Genomic DNA, 15,714 nt, shown 5'->3' on the forward strand with positions numbered 1-15,714 from the left:
GGCACCGCCAAAATACCCCGCAAAATCATGCCTCTTCCCATTTACGACCCCGCCACCTATCCGGCCCTACTTGCCGGCAAACTCGCCCATTTCGAGCAGACCTTCGCGCCGCTCGGCGTGGCCAATACCGTTGCCCATGCCTCGACGCCGCTGCATTACCGACTGCGTGCCGAATTCCGCATCTGGCACGATGGCGACCGGCTGGATTACGCGATGTTTGACCCGGAAGATCCCAAGGTGCCGATCACGCTCGACACCTTCCCACCTGCTGCCGAATCCATTTGCGCGCTGATGCCGCGCCTGCGCGACCGCCTTGCCACCAGCGAAACGCTGCGCCGCCGGCTGTTCCAGGCCGATTTTCTCGCCACCCTGAGCGGCGACATGCTGGTCACGCTGATTTATCACCGTACGCTGGACGAAGGGTGGGAAATCGCCGCCCGCGAGATGGCGGCCGAACTGGGCATCCGCGTCATTGGTCGCAGCCGCGGCCAGAAACTTGTGCTCGACCGCGACTGGGTGCTCGAAGAATTCGAGCTCAACGGCCGCCAGCTACGCTACAAGCAGGTCGAAGGCAGCTTCACCCAGCCCAACGGCGGCGTCAATCGCCAGATGCTCGGCTGGGCCTGCCAGCAGGCGGCCGGCATCGGCGGCAATCTGGTCGAGCTGTACTGCGGCAACGGCAATTTCACCATCGCGCTGGCGCCGCTCTTCGACCAGGTGCTGGCCACCGAGGTCAGCAAGTCGTCGGTTCATGCCGCCCAGTTCAATCTGGAGGCCAACAACGTCGGCAACGTGGCCATTGTCCGCATGTCGAGCGAGGAATTCAGCGATGCGCTGGCTGGCCGCGAAGAATTCACGCGCCTCAAAGACATCGACCTCGAACCCTTCCGCCATGCCACGCTCTTCGTCGACCCGCCGCGCAGCGGGCTGGATGCCGTGACACTCGAACTGGCCCGCGGCTTCGACCGCATCTTGTACATATCCTGCAACCAGCAGACCCTGCTCGAAAACGTGACAGCGCTGCAAGACACGCACCAGATCGCCGCTTCCGCCGTCTTCGATCAATTCCCCTACACGCATCACCTGGAGTGCGGCCTGCTGCTGACGCGGCGGTAGTCTCGCTTCACGCTTGTCAGCCTGCCGCCGGCCGGCTGCTACCCAGTGGCGGTGACCAACACCGCCACGCACCCGAGCCTCCCCATGAAAAGAACCGATCTTTACAAAAGCCTCGCCAGCAAGATTGACCGCAACATGAAACAGGCTGGAACCCCCGACCGTTTCGGCCAGGGCGCCGTCCTCGACCGCAAGGAACAGCGCAAGCTGGACCAGGCCAAGGGTCTCATCCCCTTCGCCGTCAAGATCGATGCCCAACTGGCCGAACAACTGCGCACGCTGGCCGAAACCAGCGAAGGCGGCATCAACGAAGTGGTCGACATGCTGCTGCGCAAAGGCCTCGCCGCCGGCGTTTAAACGCTCGCTACACGGGCGGGTTAAACTCGCCCCTTCATTGCCCATTTGCTTTCCCCCTCCCCGCCCATGACCTTCGCTACCCTCGGCCTCGCCGAAACGCTGCTCCAGTCCCTCGAAACGCTCGGCTACAAGACGCCGACGCCGATTCAGGAGCAAGCCATTCCCGCCGTCCTCGAAGGGCGCGACGTGATGGCCGCAGCCCAGACCGGCACCGGCAAGACCGCCGGCTTCGCGCTGCCCATCCTGCACAGCCTGGCCAACGATGGCATCAAGGTCGGCAGCAATTCGGTGCGCGCCCTTGTCCTCGTGCCGACGCGCGAACTGGCCGAACAGGTCCACGCCAGCTTCCGCCAGTACGGCGAACACACCAGCGTCAGCACCTACGCGGCCTACGGCGGCGTCAGCATCAACCCGCAAATGATGCGCCTGCGCCGCGGCGTCGATGTCCTCGTCGCCACCCCCGGCCGCCTGCTCGACCTCTACAGCCAGAACGCCCTCAAGCTCAACAAGGTGCAAGTGCTCGTCCTCGACGAAGCCGACCGCATGCTCGACCTCGGCTTCTCGAACGAACTCGACGCCGTCTTCGCCGCCCTGCCCAAAAAGCGGCAGACCCTGCTCTTCTCCGCCACCTTCTCCGAAGTCATCCGCAGCCTGGCCAAGGCCCGCCTGCGCAACCCGCTGACCATCGAAATCAGCCCGCCCAACAGCACCGTCAAGGCCGTCAAGCAGTGGATGGTGCCGGTCGACAAGAAGCGCAAGACCGAACTCTTCCTGTTCATGCGCAAGGACCGGCGCTGGGGCCAGGTGCTGGTCTTCGTCAAGACCAAGCGCGGCGCCGACGAACTGGTCAGCATCCTGCACGCCAAGCGCATCAAGGCCGACGCCATCCACGGCGACAAGCCGCAACCGGCCCGCCTGCGCGCCCTCGAGAGCTTCAAGGCCGGCGAAGTGCAAATCCTCGTCGCCACCGATGTCGCTGCCCGCGGTCTGGACATCGACGACCTGCCGCAAGTCGTCAATTTCGACCTGCCCATCGTCGCCGAAGACTACATCCACCGCATCGGCCGCACCGGCCGCGCCGGCGCCACCGGCGAAGCCATCTCGCTGGTCTGCGCCGACGAAGCCCCGATGCTCGCCGCCATCGAAACGCTGCTCAAGCAAACCTTGAGCCGCGAAGAAGAACCGGGCTTCGAACCCGACCACCGAATTCCGCTGACCGGCGCCGCCGCAATAGCCGCGAAGAAGATAAAGAAACCAAAGATGCCCGGAGGCCGGGGCGGCAAAGGCACGCCGAGCAACTGGGTCGGCTTCGACGACGCCCCCAAACGCCCTGGTGCTCGTCCGGCGGCCCGTCCGGGTGGAGCTTCACGGTCAACCGGAAAAAACGGCCAAAAACAAAATCGGTCTGGCGGCCGCTGAACGAGAAATCAGAGGCTGAAATGAAAAATGGCACTTCGCTGGAAGTGCCATTTTTTTGTTGACTGAGCAACCAATCAATTTGCCAGCGTATCGGCTACTTGTGCCGTTCGAGCCCTGATCGGCTCCCCAACTCAGACAGTTCTAAGAACTGGAAACTCAAATTCATCATCCCATAGGTCGATTCCGGGACGATGAATCAGAGTGCGGAAGCAATGTGGCATTTATGTCGTGAAGGGCTAGCCAACCCGGGTTAATCTTAGAGCCGGAGCTCTTCATCATTCAGGGGCCATACTACAGAATGTCAATTTCACTGCTCACTGTTAGCGAAAATCATTCCAGTCTAGATTACCACCCGCCTTCAGAACACTTACCACTCGAGTTATCTTAGCATTTTCATCTGGGCTTAATGGGTACTTAGTAAGTCTTTCCAGTACGCTAGCGGAAGTCTTATTGTCATTCATCTTATAATAACAATAGGCTAACTCCATTATCCAGTTAGGCTTATCGCCATATTTCAGCGCGTCTGTATATTCAAAAATCGCCTCTGAGTAATTACCATCTAGCATATAATGATACGCCTTCATGCTTGGAACATTCCCTCGAAGATTCCATATCCGTGGATTCATATATCCGAACTTTTGTGAGTTATTAGCAAAAAGCTCACCAGCATTATAACTCCCACCCCAGAGCGGATTAAAATACCGCATGAAAGTTACCCGAATATAATAAGCATCCGGCCTCAGCTCCAGCGCCTTTTTTATAGCATCTTCAGCATCAGCACGATTACCATATGCCATCCCACTCACGATAATTCCGTGATATGCCGGCAGAAATCCACCACGAATTTGATTTGCGCGATTCAAACTATCCAAAGATTTATTTGAAAAATCAACTGCAGTTTCCATATTAAATTTTGGGGTTTCTGAAACGAATTTAGTGCCGCGAAATTTTCCTGCCAGACCTGCGAGATAAAACCCCTTTGCCGCATATGATACGTACGAATTACGCGAGGAAATCCAATTATCAAAAACAAGAATCAGATTCGGGTAGTCTTTGTAGGCTAGCTGAGTAAAAACCTCATATGCCTGAAACAAATTTATTTCATATCGAATGTCAGAATTATATTTATTTTCGACGGCAATAAGCTTGCTCTCCAGATCATCAAAATTATTTTGTAACAGCAATCTCTCGATATCCCCTGCAGATACTCCGTCACTCGTAACTAAGTATGATTGCTTGAGCCATTCGTTAGCGAGACCAACCTTTTCTTTCTCAGAGTATTTTTTAACATCGCCGAAACACTGAGATGTAAATAAAACACAAACTGCAACACATAACGCGATTATCTTTGAGCGGAAACAAATCATCTAACCCTCCAATTTTATAAAAGAAAATCACGAAAAACCATTGCCCCGTCAAACATGCTTAATAATTATTTGATAAATAAATTAATATGTTTCGCCTGAATAAATACCGCTCGACATAAATGCATATTTCAGACCTGTGAATACGCCCGCCCCGTCCAAGTAACACGGGGGGCTATGAATACATGGAAAACGGCAGATTACGCGGTTTGCATGAAGCGCTCAAGGAAAAGGCCAGCTCAAGCGAAGGTCAGAAAACAAAAAAGCCACCCGCAGGTGGCTTTTTCATGAATTTTTGGTGCGCCCGAGACGATGAATCTGGGCACTGGGCTGAGGTCATACCATTTTTAACTTTACTCTGCGCCATTCTGAGGTTTCAAGACTGCCTTGATCGCCTCTTCGCCAAGATCCGGGCAAACCTTCTCAATGAAGGCATGTACGTAGCTACGCAAATAGGTGCCACGGCGTACTGCGATGCGTGTTGTGTTGGCCGGGAACAGATCTGGAACTGGTATTAGCGCCAGATTGCGGTCCTGTTCCGCATCGTAGGCTACGGATGCGACGATTCCGACCCCCAGACCCAGATTGACATAGGTCTTGATCACATCGGCATCGATTGCCGAGAGCACGATATCCGGAACAATGCCGGCATCGGCAAAACCCTTGTCGATGTGTGCCCGCCCAGTGAAACCCTCGTGATAGGTGATGATGGGGTATTCGCCCAGTGCTTCGAGCGTCACCTTTTCGAGAGCAAGCAAGGGATGGCCTTCCGGAACGATTACCGCGTGGTGCCATGAATAAAACGGAAACGAGGCCAGCTCGGGAACCTTGTCGAGTGACTCGGTGGCAATCCCCACGTCGGCCTGTCCCGTTTCGACCAGTTCGGCGATCTCACGCGGGCTGCCCTGCAACAGGGTCAGATGAACCTTGGGGTAATCGGCCTTGAACCACTGGATGATCTTCGGCAGCGCATAGCGGGCCTGCGTGTGGGTGGTTGCCACGACGAAATGGCCGGTCTCCCGGCTGGCAAACTGGTCAGCAATACGGCGCAGATTCTGCGTGTCGAGCAGGATGCGTTCGACGACGCTGACCAGTTCCTTGCCGGGTTCGGTCAAGCCGAGCAAACGCTTGCCGCGGCGGATGAAAACCTCGATGCCGAGTTCGTCTTCAAGATCCTTGATGTGCTTGCTGACCCCGGGTTGCGAAGTGTAGAGGGCATTGGCCACCTCGGTCAGGTTGAAGTCCTGGCGCACTGTCTCGCGGACGATTCTGAGTTGCTGGAAATTCATTGCTTTCTCCCTGTCACGGCCGTCAGGCGGCTATTTTTTCGTTGTTCTGGAAAACGCGGATATTGCGTGGCCGCACCGACACATCGTCACCTTCACGCAGGCCAAGCGCGGCAAGCGTGTCACGCAGCACCGAGACTTCCAGCAACTCGCCGTTCTGGCGCGTCAGCTCGACCTGGGCCAGCGGACCAATGGCGATAACGCGCAAGATTTTGGCCGGCAGGCCAGTTCCCGGTGCATTGGCCGGCAACAGGTCGAATTCGTGCGGCCGGACAAAACCGATGGCTGAATCGGTCGCATCGTGTTCGCTGCCGACGGCCAGCGCGTGCTCGCCAACATGCAGGTGGCCGTCTTCGACCCGGCCATGGAACAGATTGACCGAGCCCAGGAAGCTCGCGACAAAAGGCGTGGCTGGATGGTCGTAGACCACGTCCGGTGCACCGATTTGCTCGACCTTGCCCTTGTTCATCAGCACTACGCGGTCGGAGACTTCCAAAGCCTCTTCCTGGTCGTGCGTCACGAAAACGCTGGTCACATGGATTTCGTCATGCAACTGGCGCAACCAGCGACGGAGCTCCTTGCGTACCTTGGCATCGAGGGCGCCGAACGGCTCGTCCAATAACAAGACTTTCGGTTCAACGGCCAAGGCTCGCGCCAGGGCGATACGCTGACGTTGGCCGCCGGACAGTTGCGATGGAAAGCGATCGGCCAACCAACCAAGTTGAACGAGATCAAGAAGGCGCGTCACACGCTTGCGGATTTCCGCTTCGTTTGGACGGAACTTGCGCGGCTTGACGCGCAGACCAAAAGCCACGTTATCGAACACCGTCATGTGGCGGAACAGCGCGTAATGCTGGAAGACGAAGCCGACCTCACGTTCGCGGACATGGCGATCCGAAGCGTCGTCCCCTTCGAGCAGGATTTGTCCCTGATCGGCGAACTCCAGGCCAGCGATGATGCGCAACAACGTCGTCTTGCCGCAGCCCGACGGGCCCAGCAAGGCAACCAGTTCGCCGGAAGGAATGTCGATGGATACGTCGTTCAGCGCATGAAAGGCACCAAAGTGCTTGCTGATGTTGCGGACGGCGATACTCATGAGGCGATCTCCAATACGTGTTGTCTGTTCCTGCTGCAACGCAGCATCGATGACTCAGTGTATTGAAGCGGCTTTATAAGTAGAAATACTTAATTCTAAAAAGCTAATGCAAATATTGAATAAGCAAATCTTTCGCCACACGGGTGATTTTTTACGCAACGAAGGGGCTGTTGCACCTGAGCCGAGCCAGAATGCTTAAGCTGCGCCCTTGTTCTCAGGAAAATTCTCGCCCTCCTGCTGCACGACATAGCCGTGAGTGCGCAACAAGCGCACCGCCGATTCAATATTGCGGCGAATTCGTTTCGGCAGGTGTTGCCGCGGAATACCGGCGACTTCGGGTGGCTTCAACTCGAAACCGTGCAAACCCAACCACTCGGTGATTGCCGCCAGTCCCTTGTTGCCAATCCCTTCCGCCTGCTGCAGACGGCGGTAACCCAACGCAGCCACTTCCTCCGGCGTGAATTCATGCCGATCGAAAATCTTCCTGAGCGCGTTGCGCTGCAATGTTGGCAGTTGATTCGCCGCCGACGGAACGGCGGATACAGATTGCCCATCGCCCGATGTTTCGGACGCATTTGTTGCCGGGCAATCACTCATGTCATCGGCCATGGGAATCGTATGGAAAATTCATTTGCCGGCAAGCTTAGAGCGACAAAACTTTCAACAGAACGACAAAATTCGCATATCGATATTCCGGAGAACGCAGGCGACAAGCGCTTCCATATCGCTTTGACGTCTTAACTTATGCGAAAAGATTCGTTGGACTCAGCGCTCAATTCAAGCACATTGCGAACCGTCAAAACCACGGTCTGAAGACCGGGCCAATAACATCCGGGCCGACATCCTGACCCGCCCCCCCCTTTGTAGCCGTGGCACCGGGCCAACCGGATCCACGGCTTTTTTTACATCAAGGAAACCTATGTCCGGCAAAACCTTCGTCGACGCCAATTACCGTTTCATTGCCGCCTACCAGGAGGTCAATGCGCGCATCGTCCAGCGCCAGCAAGCCTTGGCGCTCTTTGTTACGCTTACGGCCACCCTGCTCGCCGGCCTGCTCGCCCTCCACCCGGGCGGCAACGGACGCCAACTGCCAGTCGAGTGGCTAGTCTTCGGCTTTCCGGTAACCAGCCTTTGCCTGGCTTTCCTCAACTACAAGGCGGAGCGCGCCATCACCAACCTGCGCTCATTTCTTTCGGCGCTGGAAAAGCTCGACGCCGCGCACGAGCGCCTGCCCAGCTACAACACCGACCCGCGCTGGGCGCATGGCGTCAACAAGGTACGCCGTTTCCACGACATCGCGGCCGCCATCCTGGCTACCGGGGCCAACGGAATCGGCATCGGCGTCGTCCTGCAACTCTACCCGGAGCGCTTGGCCGACAAACCGTTCGTGCTCTATCTGCTGGTGCTCGGCGCCATTGTTTCCGTACTCGCCCTGCTCGTCATTCCGCGCTGGAGTTATCGCCCGCTCGAAGACTGATACCATCCCGGCATGAGCCGTTACCAGGAACTCGCCGCCGCCACGGAAAAACTCATCGCCGACCGGCTGCTCCGCCCCGGCGACCGCCTGCCCTCAATCCGCCAGGCCTGCCAAACAAACAAGATCAGCCCGATCACGGTCAGTTCCGCCTACCAGTTGCTGGAAAGCCGGGGGCTGATCGAAGCCCGGCCCAAATCCGGCTATTTCGTCCGTGCCCGGCTTGGCCGGAGATTGTCCGAACCGGCCATGAGCCAGCCAGGCAGCGGATCGACCGGGCTGGCCGTCAGCGATTTCATTTTCCGTATTCTCGACAGCATCAAGGACAGTGCTGTCGTCCCATTCGGTTCCAGCTTTCCTGCGCCAGAACTGTTCCCGCTCGACCGACTCGGCCGCGCGCTGGCCAGCGCCGCCCGTCAATTAAGCCCGCAGGACACGTTGGCCGACCTGCCGCCCGGCAATGCCGAGCTGCGTCGACTGCTCGCCTTGCGCTACCAGAGCCACGGCGCGACCGTTTCGCCCGACGAGATCATTATCACGGCCGGCGCCATGGAAGGCCTCAACCTTTGCCTACAGGCCGTCACCCAGCCGGGTGACCTGATCGCCGTCGAATCGCCGACTTTCTACGCGACCCTGCAGGCGGCCGAGCGACTCGGCCTCAAGGTCGTCGAGATTCCCAGCCATCCGCGCGACGGACTCAGCCTGGAAGCGCTGGCCGAGGTTCTGGCGCAGCACCCGGTCAAGGCCTGCCTGTCCATGCTCAACTTCTCCAACCCGACCGGCAGCCTGATGCCGGACGAGCGAAAAAAGGCGCTGATCGAACTGTTACGTCAGCATCAGGTGCCGCTCATCGAGGACGACGTCTATGCCGAATTGCATTTCGGCCCGACGCCGCCGCTGTGCAGCAAGGCGCTCGACAGTGATGGGCTGGTCATGCACGTCTCGTCGTTTTCCAAATGCCTGGCCCCAGGCTACCGAATCGGCTGGGTGGCGGCCGGGCGCCATGTCGAGCTGATCCGCCGGCAAAAACTGACGACCAGTCTGGCCACCAGCGCGCCGATCCAGGCTGCATTGGCGATCTACCTCAAGCAAGGCGGCTACGACAAACACCTGCGGCAGTTGCGCAGCAAACTGGCCGCGCAGGAAGCCCGCCTGATCGAATGGGTAGCGCGCTATTTCCCGGCCGGCACCCGGGTATCGCGCCCGCAAGGCGGCTATTTCCTGTGGCTCGAACTGCCTGCCGGCTGCGATGCGCTCACCGTCCACGAGCAGGCTCTGGCCCACGACATCAGCACGGCGCCGGGCCCGATCTTCTCGGCCAAGCGTGAATACAGACACTTTCTCCGGCTCAACTTCGGCCACCCGGAAGACGCACGCCAGGAAGCCGCCATCGAACAGCTTGGACAACTGATCGATCATCAGCTCGCCAACTCATCTGTTCCTATTAAAAACACGACAATCTGAATCTGTTCCTGTTTTTGCGCCGGTGATCTACTCCCCGCTCATCATCATCGAGTGGGAAAAGCCGCATGAGCCAGGTCGTCAGCAAGGTACGCGCCGCCAAATTGGAGTTGTACCGCAAGCAGGGAAAAATCCACGCCAAGGCTGTTGACGGCCGTTTCAACCGGCTCCGCTGGCTCATGGTCTGGCTGACCCAGGGCATTTTCTACGGCATGTGCTGGCTGCCTTGGGAAGTCTCCGGTCAACTGCGCCAGGCCGTGCTTTTCGACATCGCCCATGAAAAACTCTACCTGTTCGGCCTGGTCCTCTGGCCGCAGGATGCCCTGCTGCTTGCCCTCGTGCTGCTCATTGCGGCCACCGGATTGTTTCTGGTCACGGCGCTGGCCGGCCGGCTGTTCTGCGGCTTCGCCTGCCCGCAAACGGTGTACACGAGCATTTTTGTCTGGATCGAAGGCAAGATCGAAGGCGACCATCTGGCCCGCCTGCAACTGGACCAAGGGCCTTTGACCGTCAAAAAAGTGGTGCTCAAGGGCAGCAAGCACCTGATCTGGTTGCTCATCGCGGGCTGGACGGCGATCACCTTCGTCGGCTACTTCACACCGATCCGCGAATTGCTGCCCAGCCTGCCGGGCTGGAACGTCGGTCCGTGGGAGGGCTTCTGGCTGATCTTCTATGCCGCCTTCACTTACGTCCAGGCCGGGCTGGCCCGCGAGGCCGTCTGCCAGCACATGTGCCCTTACTCGCGCTTCCAGGGCGTCATGTTCGATCCGGCCACGCGCTCGGTCAGCTACGACCAACCGCGCGGCGAACCGCGGCGGGCTGCCGGCGATGCCAAGGCCGGCGACTGCATCGATTGCGGCATCTGCGTCCAGGTCTGCCCGACCGGCATCGACATCCGCGACGGCCTGCAATACGAGTGCATCAACTGTGGCCTGTGCATTGACGCCTGCGACCAGGTGATGACGCGGATCGGCAGCCCGACCGGCCTCATCCGCTTTGCCCCGGAAGCATCGTCGGCCGGCGCCAGGCAAGGTCGGTGGTATCAGCGGCCGCGCGTGGCACTCTACGCCCTGCTCCTGCTGGGTTTTTGCGCCCTTGGCTTGTGGACGCTCAGCCAGCGTTCCCTGTTGCGTGTCGATATCCTGCGCGACCGCAATGTCCTTTCCCGCGAAACAGCTGACGGCCGAATCGAGAACGCCTACCAGCTACAGATCATGAACCTCACGGAAATGCCCCAGCAATATCAGGTCAGCCTCGATGCTGGCAGCCCGTTCAACATCGTTGGCGAGCGCACGATCCAGGTCGGCGCCGGCAGCATCGTTCCTTTCCAACTCACGCTGTCGGCCGGCGCAGAAGCCCTGCCCGCTGGCACCCACTCCGTCGCCTTCCTCATTGCTTCCGGGGAGATGCATACCCGCGAAAGCAGCACCTTCCGAATGCCCTGAGATGGCGCTCCGCAATCCCCTCGACACCGCGCATGTCTATAAGCACATAACCAATTCGTCATTCCCGCCAGCGGGCATCGGTCGGAAAATGAGGCCATAAAATTTTTCCAAGGTTTCATCATGGCCAAGACCCTGATCGTTCCCGGCCTGCGCAACAGCGGGCCGACCCACTGGCAAAGCTGGTTTGAAACCCAGTTGCCCGATACCCATCGGGTTGAACAGGCCGACTGGGAACGCACCTGCCTTTCCGACTGGGCGGCACGCGTCCGCGAAGAAATCGATGCCATTGGCGAAGCGGTATGGATTGTTGCCCACAGCTTCGGCTGCCTGGCCACCGTTACCGCCGCTTTCGAGCGCCAGGACCGCATTCTGGGCGCCTTGCTCGTCGCCCCTGCCGACCCGCATCGCTTCGGCGAGCCGACCGTCCTGCTCGAAGAAAAATTGCAATTCCCGAGCCTGGTCGTCGCCAGCACCAACGACCCCTGGGTCAAGGCCAGCGTCGCGGAATACTGGGCCGGGCAATGGGGCAGCGCGCATCTCAACATCGGGGAAGCCGGCCATATCAACGTCGACTCGGGGCATGGCCCCTGGCCTGAAGGTCTCCGTCTGTTCGAGTTGTTGCGCGCCGACAAAATTCTATAGATGAAAATCTGATAAGCATTGAACAATTCATTCTTTTTGATTGTTAGGCAACTCCCTAAACTGGCCCCATCGATCTTCTCTTCCGGAGTTTCCGCATGTTCAAATTTGGCCTGTTTTTCGGGTTGACCGTAGTAATCGGCCTGGGCAGCGCTTTTGGCCAGATCTATCTGAAGAAATAACATGGCCAACAACTGGAGCGAAAAGGAAATCGAGCTGACTGCCCACCGCTTCAAGGCGGTCGCTCACCCTCTCCGTCTCGGCATCGTCTGTCTGCTGGCGCAAGGCGAACGGACGGTCGGCGATATCTGCAACGAACTGGGCACCACGCAGCCGAATATCTCGCAGCACCTCCTCCAGCTTCATAACCAGCACCTGCTCAAATCGCGCAAGGACGCCAACCGCGTTTACTACGCCATCGCTGATCAGCGGCTGAGCGTGATCATTGGCATGTTGCAGGAAATCTACTGCAACTGAGCGCCCTGCCCGTTTATTGGGCAGTCGATGTAAAACAGTTCTGCAACAGCGCCTTAGGCCATCAACCCCGAACCAGCCCCCAGGCTTATCCACAGGAAATGGGGATAAGCACTGGCAGGCAGGATGCCGACTTAGTGGGCAATCGGCTTGAAATCCGGATCGGCAAAATAGTCGGCGTATTTTTCCAGCGTGCCGATTACCTTCACGGCACCGTCGATGCGCTTGGCCTTCCTGAGCTTGCCGCTCATCTGTTCGGCCCCCTCCAGCAGTTCGGCAACGATCAGATGCAGTTGGGCATCCGCCTCGGGCGCCAGCTTGCAATTGCGGACGATGGCGGCGACCTCGTTCTCGACCACATGCGCCAACTTGCCATAGCCGGCATTCGATAATTTACCCTCATGGATAGCATGCAGCGAGGAATCGACGGACTGGCGGATATTCGCCATCGATTGCCGCAACTGGGCATCGGTTTGCCACTTATTCCCGTTGTCCAACTGCAGCGTCGCGGAGCTGCCGTGATGGTGCCCGTGGCTATCGTGTGCCGGTGTGGCCGCGCTGAGCGAGCCAGCGCTCAGGCCGAGGGACAGAATCAGCACACCTGCAATCGTTACCCGTTTTTTTGTCATGCATTCTCTCCGTTATTTTTAGCGCCACACAACGCAAGGGTGGAAGCTTAACGATGGCGCAATCTGCTCACTATGATCGAAAACAAAATCCGCTAACCGGCTCCCGATCCAGCCGAAAAAGGGCGAAAAAAAGCCGGCTTTTCTGCCGGCTTTTTGTTGATTGGCCACGGATCAGGCAGCCACTTTCCCCTTACCGCGGGCCAGACGACGCACGACAGCCAGCATCCGGTCGATTTCCTCGCAGGTGTTGTAGAACGCCAGCGACGGACGTACGGTGGCTTCGACGCCAAAGCGCCGCAGGATCGGCTGGGCACAGTGGTGGCCGGAGCGCACCGCGATGCCTTCCTCGTTGAGCGCCTTGCCGACTTCCTCGGTGGAGTAACCGGCGAGCACGAAGGACGCCACGCTCGCCTTGTCCGCCGCCGTGCCGATCAGGCGCACGCCGGGGATCGAGGCCAGGCCGCGCGTCGCATAGACCAGCAGATCGTGCTCGTAGCGGGCGATGTTTTCGATACCGATACGGTCCACGTAGTCGAGGGCCGCCCCGAGTCCCACCGCGTCGGCGATGTTTCCGGTACCGGCTTCGAACTTGTTCGGGGCGGGCTGGAACAGCGTCTTCTCGAAGGTGACGTCGGCGATCATGTTGCCGCCGCCCTGCCAGGGAGGCATCTGCTCGAGCAGCGCCTTCTTGCCGTAGACCACGCCAATGCCGGTCGGACCGAATATCTTGTGCCCGGAGAAGACGAAGAAATCGGCATCGAGCGCCTGCACATTGACTCGCAGGTGGGAAACCGACTGCGCCCCATCGACCAGCACCTTGGCGCCGGCGGCGTGGGCCATCTCGATCACCTGCTTGATCGGCGTCACGGTGCCCAGCGCGTTCGAGACTTGCGTCACCGAAACAAGCTTGGTCTTCGGGTTGAGCAGCTTCTGCAGTTCGTCGAGCTTGAGCTGGCCGCTATCATCGACCGGGATGACGCGAATCTTCGCCCCGGTTTGCTGGGCAAGCTGCTGCCAGGGCACGATGTTGGCGTGGTGTTCGAGCAGCGAGACGACGATCTCGTCGCCCTCGCCGATGTTCTGGACACCCCAGGTCTTGGCGACCAGGTTGATGGCTTCCGTCGCACCGCGCACGAAGATGATCTCGTCGGCCGAACCGGCGCCGAGGAAACGCTGCACCTTCTGCCGCGCCGCCTCGTAGGCATCGGTTGCCCGCGCCGCCAGTTCATGCGCCGCACGGTGAATGTTGGAATTCTCGTGGGCGTAGAAGTAGGCCAGACGGTCGATCACCGATTGCGGCTTCTGCGTCGTCGCGGCGTTGTCGAACCAGACCAGCGGTTTGCCGTTCACCCGTTCGTTGAGGATCGGGAAATCGCGGCGTACGGCATTGACGTCGAAGGCAGGCCTTGCCGTCGGGCCAGCTTCCGGCACCTTGGCCGCATCCAGAAAATAGAAATTGGCCGTTTTTTCCGGTTGACCGTGGGAGGCTGGCGGCTGGCGATCAGCCGCCAGTTCAGCCAGCAAGGACTTCAACTCGCCTTCGCCGGGCAGGCCGAAAGTCTGCGCGACAACGCGGTTTTCCGGCCTGGCCGGCACGCCACCCGACTGGGTGTAAGGGCCGGCCTCACCGAGGAAGTAGTACGGCGATCCGGGCGGGGAAACCGGCGCCTGATCGGCGAACTGGCTCGGCTGTTGAGGTGGACTGACGCCCGGCAGTGAGGCCGCGTAAGCCTCCGGAACGCCGAACTCGGTGCCACTACCGCCCACCGGATTGATCGGATCCGGCGCGATGGGCACCGGTGCGACGCTCGGACCGGACTGGATCAGGCTTGGTTCCGGCGCCGGCGCACTGCCCGCGCCTAGCGAAGTCGGCAGCGCTGGTTGTGCCAAATTCAACGACGGTTCGGGCGAACCCGGCAACAGCCGGAAAAATTCCGATGCAAGCCGTCCAAGCGTGGCCTCGTCCTGGAGTCCGGACGGCAAACCACCGCCCAGCCCCTCGACGCCATTACTTGTAGGTGTCGGGATATTCATGGTACTTGCCGATCTCCACATCTTCGAGGACTGCGATTGCATCGGGCACCAGCACGGCCAGCGAGCAATACAGCGAAATCAGGTAGGACGCGATGGCGTTGCGGTTGATGCCCATGAAGCGCACCGACAGGCCCGGACTTTGTTCGCCGGCCAGCCCGGGCTGGAACAGGCCGACCACGCCCTGACGCTTTTCGCCGACGCGCAGCAGGATGATGCTGGTCTTGCCGCCATCAACCGGCAGCTTGTCCGACGGGATCAGAGGAATGCCGCGCCAGGTCAGGAACTGGGCGCCGAACAGCGACACGGTCGGCGGCGGCACGCCACGCCGGGTGCATTCGCGGCCGAAGGCGGCGATGGCCAGCGGGTGGGCCAGGAAGAAGGCCGGTTCTTTCCAGACCTTGGTCAGCAGGTCGTCGAGGTCGTCCGGCGTCGGGGCGCCGGTCAGCGTCGAGATGCGCTGCTCGTCGGCGATATTGGCCAGCAGGCCGTAATCCGGGTTGTTTATGAGCTCGGATTCCTGACGTTCCTTGATGGTCTCGATGGTCAGGCGCAACTGTTCCTTGATCTGGTCGTGCGGGCTGCTGTACAGATCGGATATGCGGGTATGCACGTCGAGGATGGTGGTGACGGCATTGAGGAAGTATTCGCGCGGCTGTTCGTCGTAATCGACGTAGGTCTGCGGCAGCTCGGACTCATCGCGTTGCGAGCAGGCGACGCGGACGTCACGCGGATTCTTGACGGTATTCAGGCGATAGATACCGGCTTCGACCGGCAGCCACTGCAGCAGGTGCACCAGCCAGCGCGGGCTGATGGTCGACAGTTGTGCCGTGGTTTTGGTCGCATTGGCTAGTTGCCGGGCGGCGACATCGCTCAGGGCGGTCGCTTCGGGGTGTTGGGCCATGTGGAGCTCTCCTTAGATCAGG

General features: G+C 59.4%; 15 protein-coding genes. 8 read left to right on the forward strand and 7 right to left on the reverse strand.

The genetic code is table 11. The features are described 5' to 3' along the window. The first annotated feature begins 27 nt into the window (after positions 1-27). The 3 genes from trmA to KI613_RS11465 all read left to right on the forward strand — a co-directional run bounded on the left by trmA (position 28) and on the right by KI613_RS11465 (position 2,889). Entirely contained in the window at positions 28-1,116 is a 1,089-nt protein-coding gene (gene trmA, locus KI613_RS11455; RefSeq protein ID WP_226399533.1) for a tRNA (uridine(54)-C5)-methyltransferase TrmA, read from the forward strand. Between the two features lie 84 nt (positions 1,117-1,200). Beyond that, positions 1,201-1,470, forward strand: a complete 270-nt coding sequence (locus tag KI613_RS11460) for a hypothetical protein (protein ID WP_226399534.1) — start codon at positions 1,201-1,203, stop codon at positions 1,468-1,470. Between the two features lie 66 nt (positions 1,471-1,536). After that, on the forward strand, positions 1,537-2,889 hold the full coding sequence (locus KI613_RS11465; RefSeq protein ID WP_226399536.1) for a DEAD/DEAH box helicase: 1,353 nt from the start codon (positions 1,537-1,539) through the stop codon (positions 2,887-2,889). 320 nt (positions 2,890-3,209) lie between these two features. Here the strand turns inward: KI613_RS11465 and KI613_RS11470 are convergent, their stop codons facing one another. The 4 genes from KI613_RS11470 to KI613_RS11485 all read right to left on the reverse strand — a co-directional run bounded on the left by KI613_RS11470 (position 3,210) and on the right by KI613_RS11485 (position 7,244). Then, positions 3,210-4,256 carry an outer membrane protein assembly factor BamD gene (locus tag KI613_RS11470; RefSeq protein ID WP_226399538.1) on the reverse strand — a complete coding sequence of 349 codons (1,047 nt, stop codon included), beginning with the start codon at positions 4,254-4,256 and terminating at the stop codon, positions 3,210-3,212. Positions 4,257-4,606: 350 nt separating this feature from the next. Further along, positions 4,607-5,542 carry a CysB family HTH-type transcriptional regulator gene (locus KI613_RS11475; RefSeq protein WP_226399540.1) on the reverse strand — a complete coding sequence of 312 codons (936 nt, stop codon included), beginning with the start codon at positions 5,540-5,542 and terminating at the stop codon, positions 4,607-4,609. Positions 5,543-5,564: 22 nt separating this feature from the next. Then, complete coding sequence (locus KI613_RS11480; RefSeq protein ID WP_226399542.1) at positions 5,565-6,635, reverse strand: sulfate/molybdate ABC transporter ATP-binding protein; 1,071 nt, start codon at positions 6,633-6,635, stop codon at positions 5,565-5,567. A 195-nt stretch (positions 6,636-6,830) separates the two neighbouring features. After that, positions 6,831-7,244 carry a hypothetical protein gene (locus KI613_RS11485; RefSeq protein WP_226399544.1) on the reverse strand — a complete coding sequence of 138 codons (414 nt, stop codon included), beginning with the start codon at positions 7,242-7,244 and terminating at the stop codon, positions 6,831-6,833. A 310-nt stretch (positions 7,245-7,554) separates the two neighbouring features. On the opposite strand from KI613_RS11485, the gene KI613_RS11490 reads away from it, so the two are divergent. The 5 genes from KI613_RS11490 to KI613_RS11510 all read left to right on the forward strand — a co-directional run bounded on the left by KI613_RS11490 (position 7,555) and on the right by KI613_RS11510 (position 12,131). After that, a complete protein-coding gene (locus tag KI613_RS11490) occupies positions 7,555-8,112 on the forward strand; it encodes a hypothetical protein (protein WP_226399546.1) in 558 nt (185 codons plus the stop codon). Positions 8,113-8,124: 12 nt separating this feature from the next. Next, the gene (locus KI613_RS11495; protein ID WP_226399548.1) at positions 8,125-9,573 is read left to right on the forward strand and encodes an aminotransferase-like domain-containing protein; all 1,449 of its coding nucleotides are present in this window, start codon (positions 8,125-8,127) and stop codon (positions 9,571-9,573) included. A gap of 65 nt (positions 9,574-9,638) precedes the next feature. Further along, positions 9,639-11,015 (forward strand): cytochrome c oxidase accessory protein CcoG, encoded by a 1,377-nt coding sequence (gene ccoG / locus KI613_RS11500; RefSeq protein ID WP_226399550.1) that lies wholly within the window; start codon positions 9,639-9,641, stop codon positions 11,013-11,015. 120 nt (positions 11,016-11,135) lie between these two features. After that, positions 11,136-11,657: an RBBP9/YdeN family alpha/beta hydrolase gene (locus KI613_RS11505; protein WP_226399552.1), complete on the forward strand. Its 522-nt coding sequence runs from the start codon at positions 11,136-11,138 to the stop codon at positions 11,655-11,657. 180 nt (positions 11,658-11,837) lie between these two features. After that, positions 11,838-12,131, forward strand: a complete 294-nt coding sequence (locus KI613_RS11510) for an ArsR/SmtB family transcription factor (RefSeq protein ID WP_226399554.1) — start codon at positions 11,838-11,840, stop codon at positions 12,129-12,131. A gap of 131 nt (positions 12,132-12,262) precedes the next feature. Here KI613_RS11510 and KI613_RS11515 read toward each other — a convergent pair whose 3' ends face one another. The 3 genes from KI613_RS11515 to KI613_RS11525 all read right to left on the reverse strand — a co-directional run bounded on the left by KI613_RS11515 (position 12,263) and on the right by KI613_RS11525 (position 15,692). After that, positions 12,263-12,757 carry a hypothetical protein gene (locus tag KI613_RS11515; protein ID WP_226399555.1) on the reverse strand — a complete coding sequence of 165 codons (495 nt, stop codon included), beginning with the start codon at positions 12,755-12,757 and terminating at the stop codon, positions 12,263-12,265. 171 nt (positions 12,758-12,928) lie between these two features. After that, a complete protein-coding gene (locus KI613_RS11520) occupies positions 12,929-14,791 on the reverse strand; it encodes a family 2A encapsulin nanocompartment cargo protein cysteine desulfurase (RefSeq protein WP_226399556.1) in 1,863 nt (620 codons plus the stop codon). Then, positions 14,766-15,692 carry a family 2A encapsulin nanocompartment shell protein gene (locus tag KI613_RS11525; RefSeq protein ID WP_226399557.1) on the reverse strand — a complete coding sequence of 309 codons (927 nt, stop codon included), beginning with the start codon at positions 15,690-15,692 and terminating at the stop codon, positions 14,766-14,768. The genes KI613_RS11520 and KI613_RS11525 overlap by 26 nt, the downstream gene beginning before the upstream one ends. Positions 15,693-15,714 lie beyond the last annotated feature (22 nt).

Source organism: Ferribacterium limneticum, from assembly GCF_020510585.1.
GTDB lineage: Bacteria > Pseudomonadota > Gammaproteobacteria > Burkholderiales > Rhodocyclaceae > Azonexus.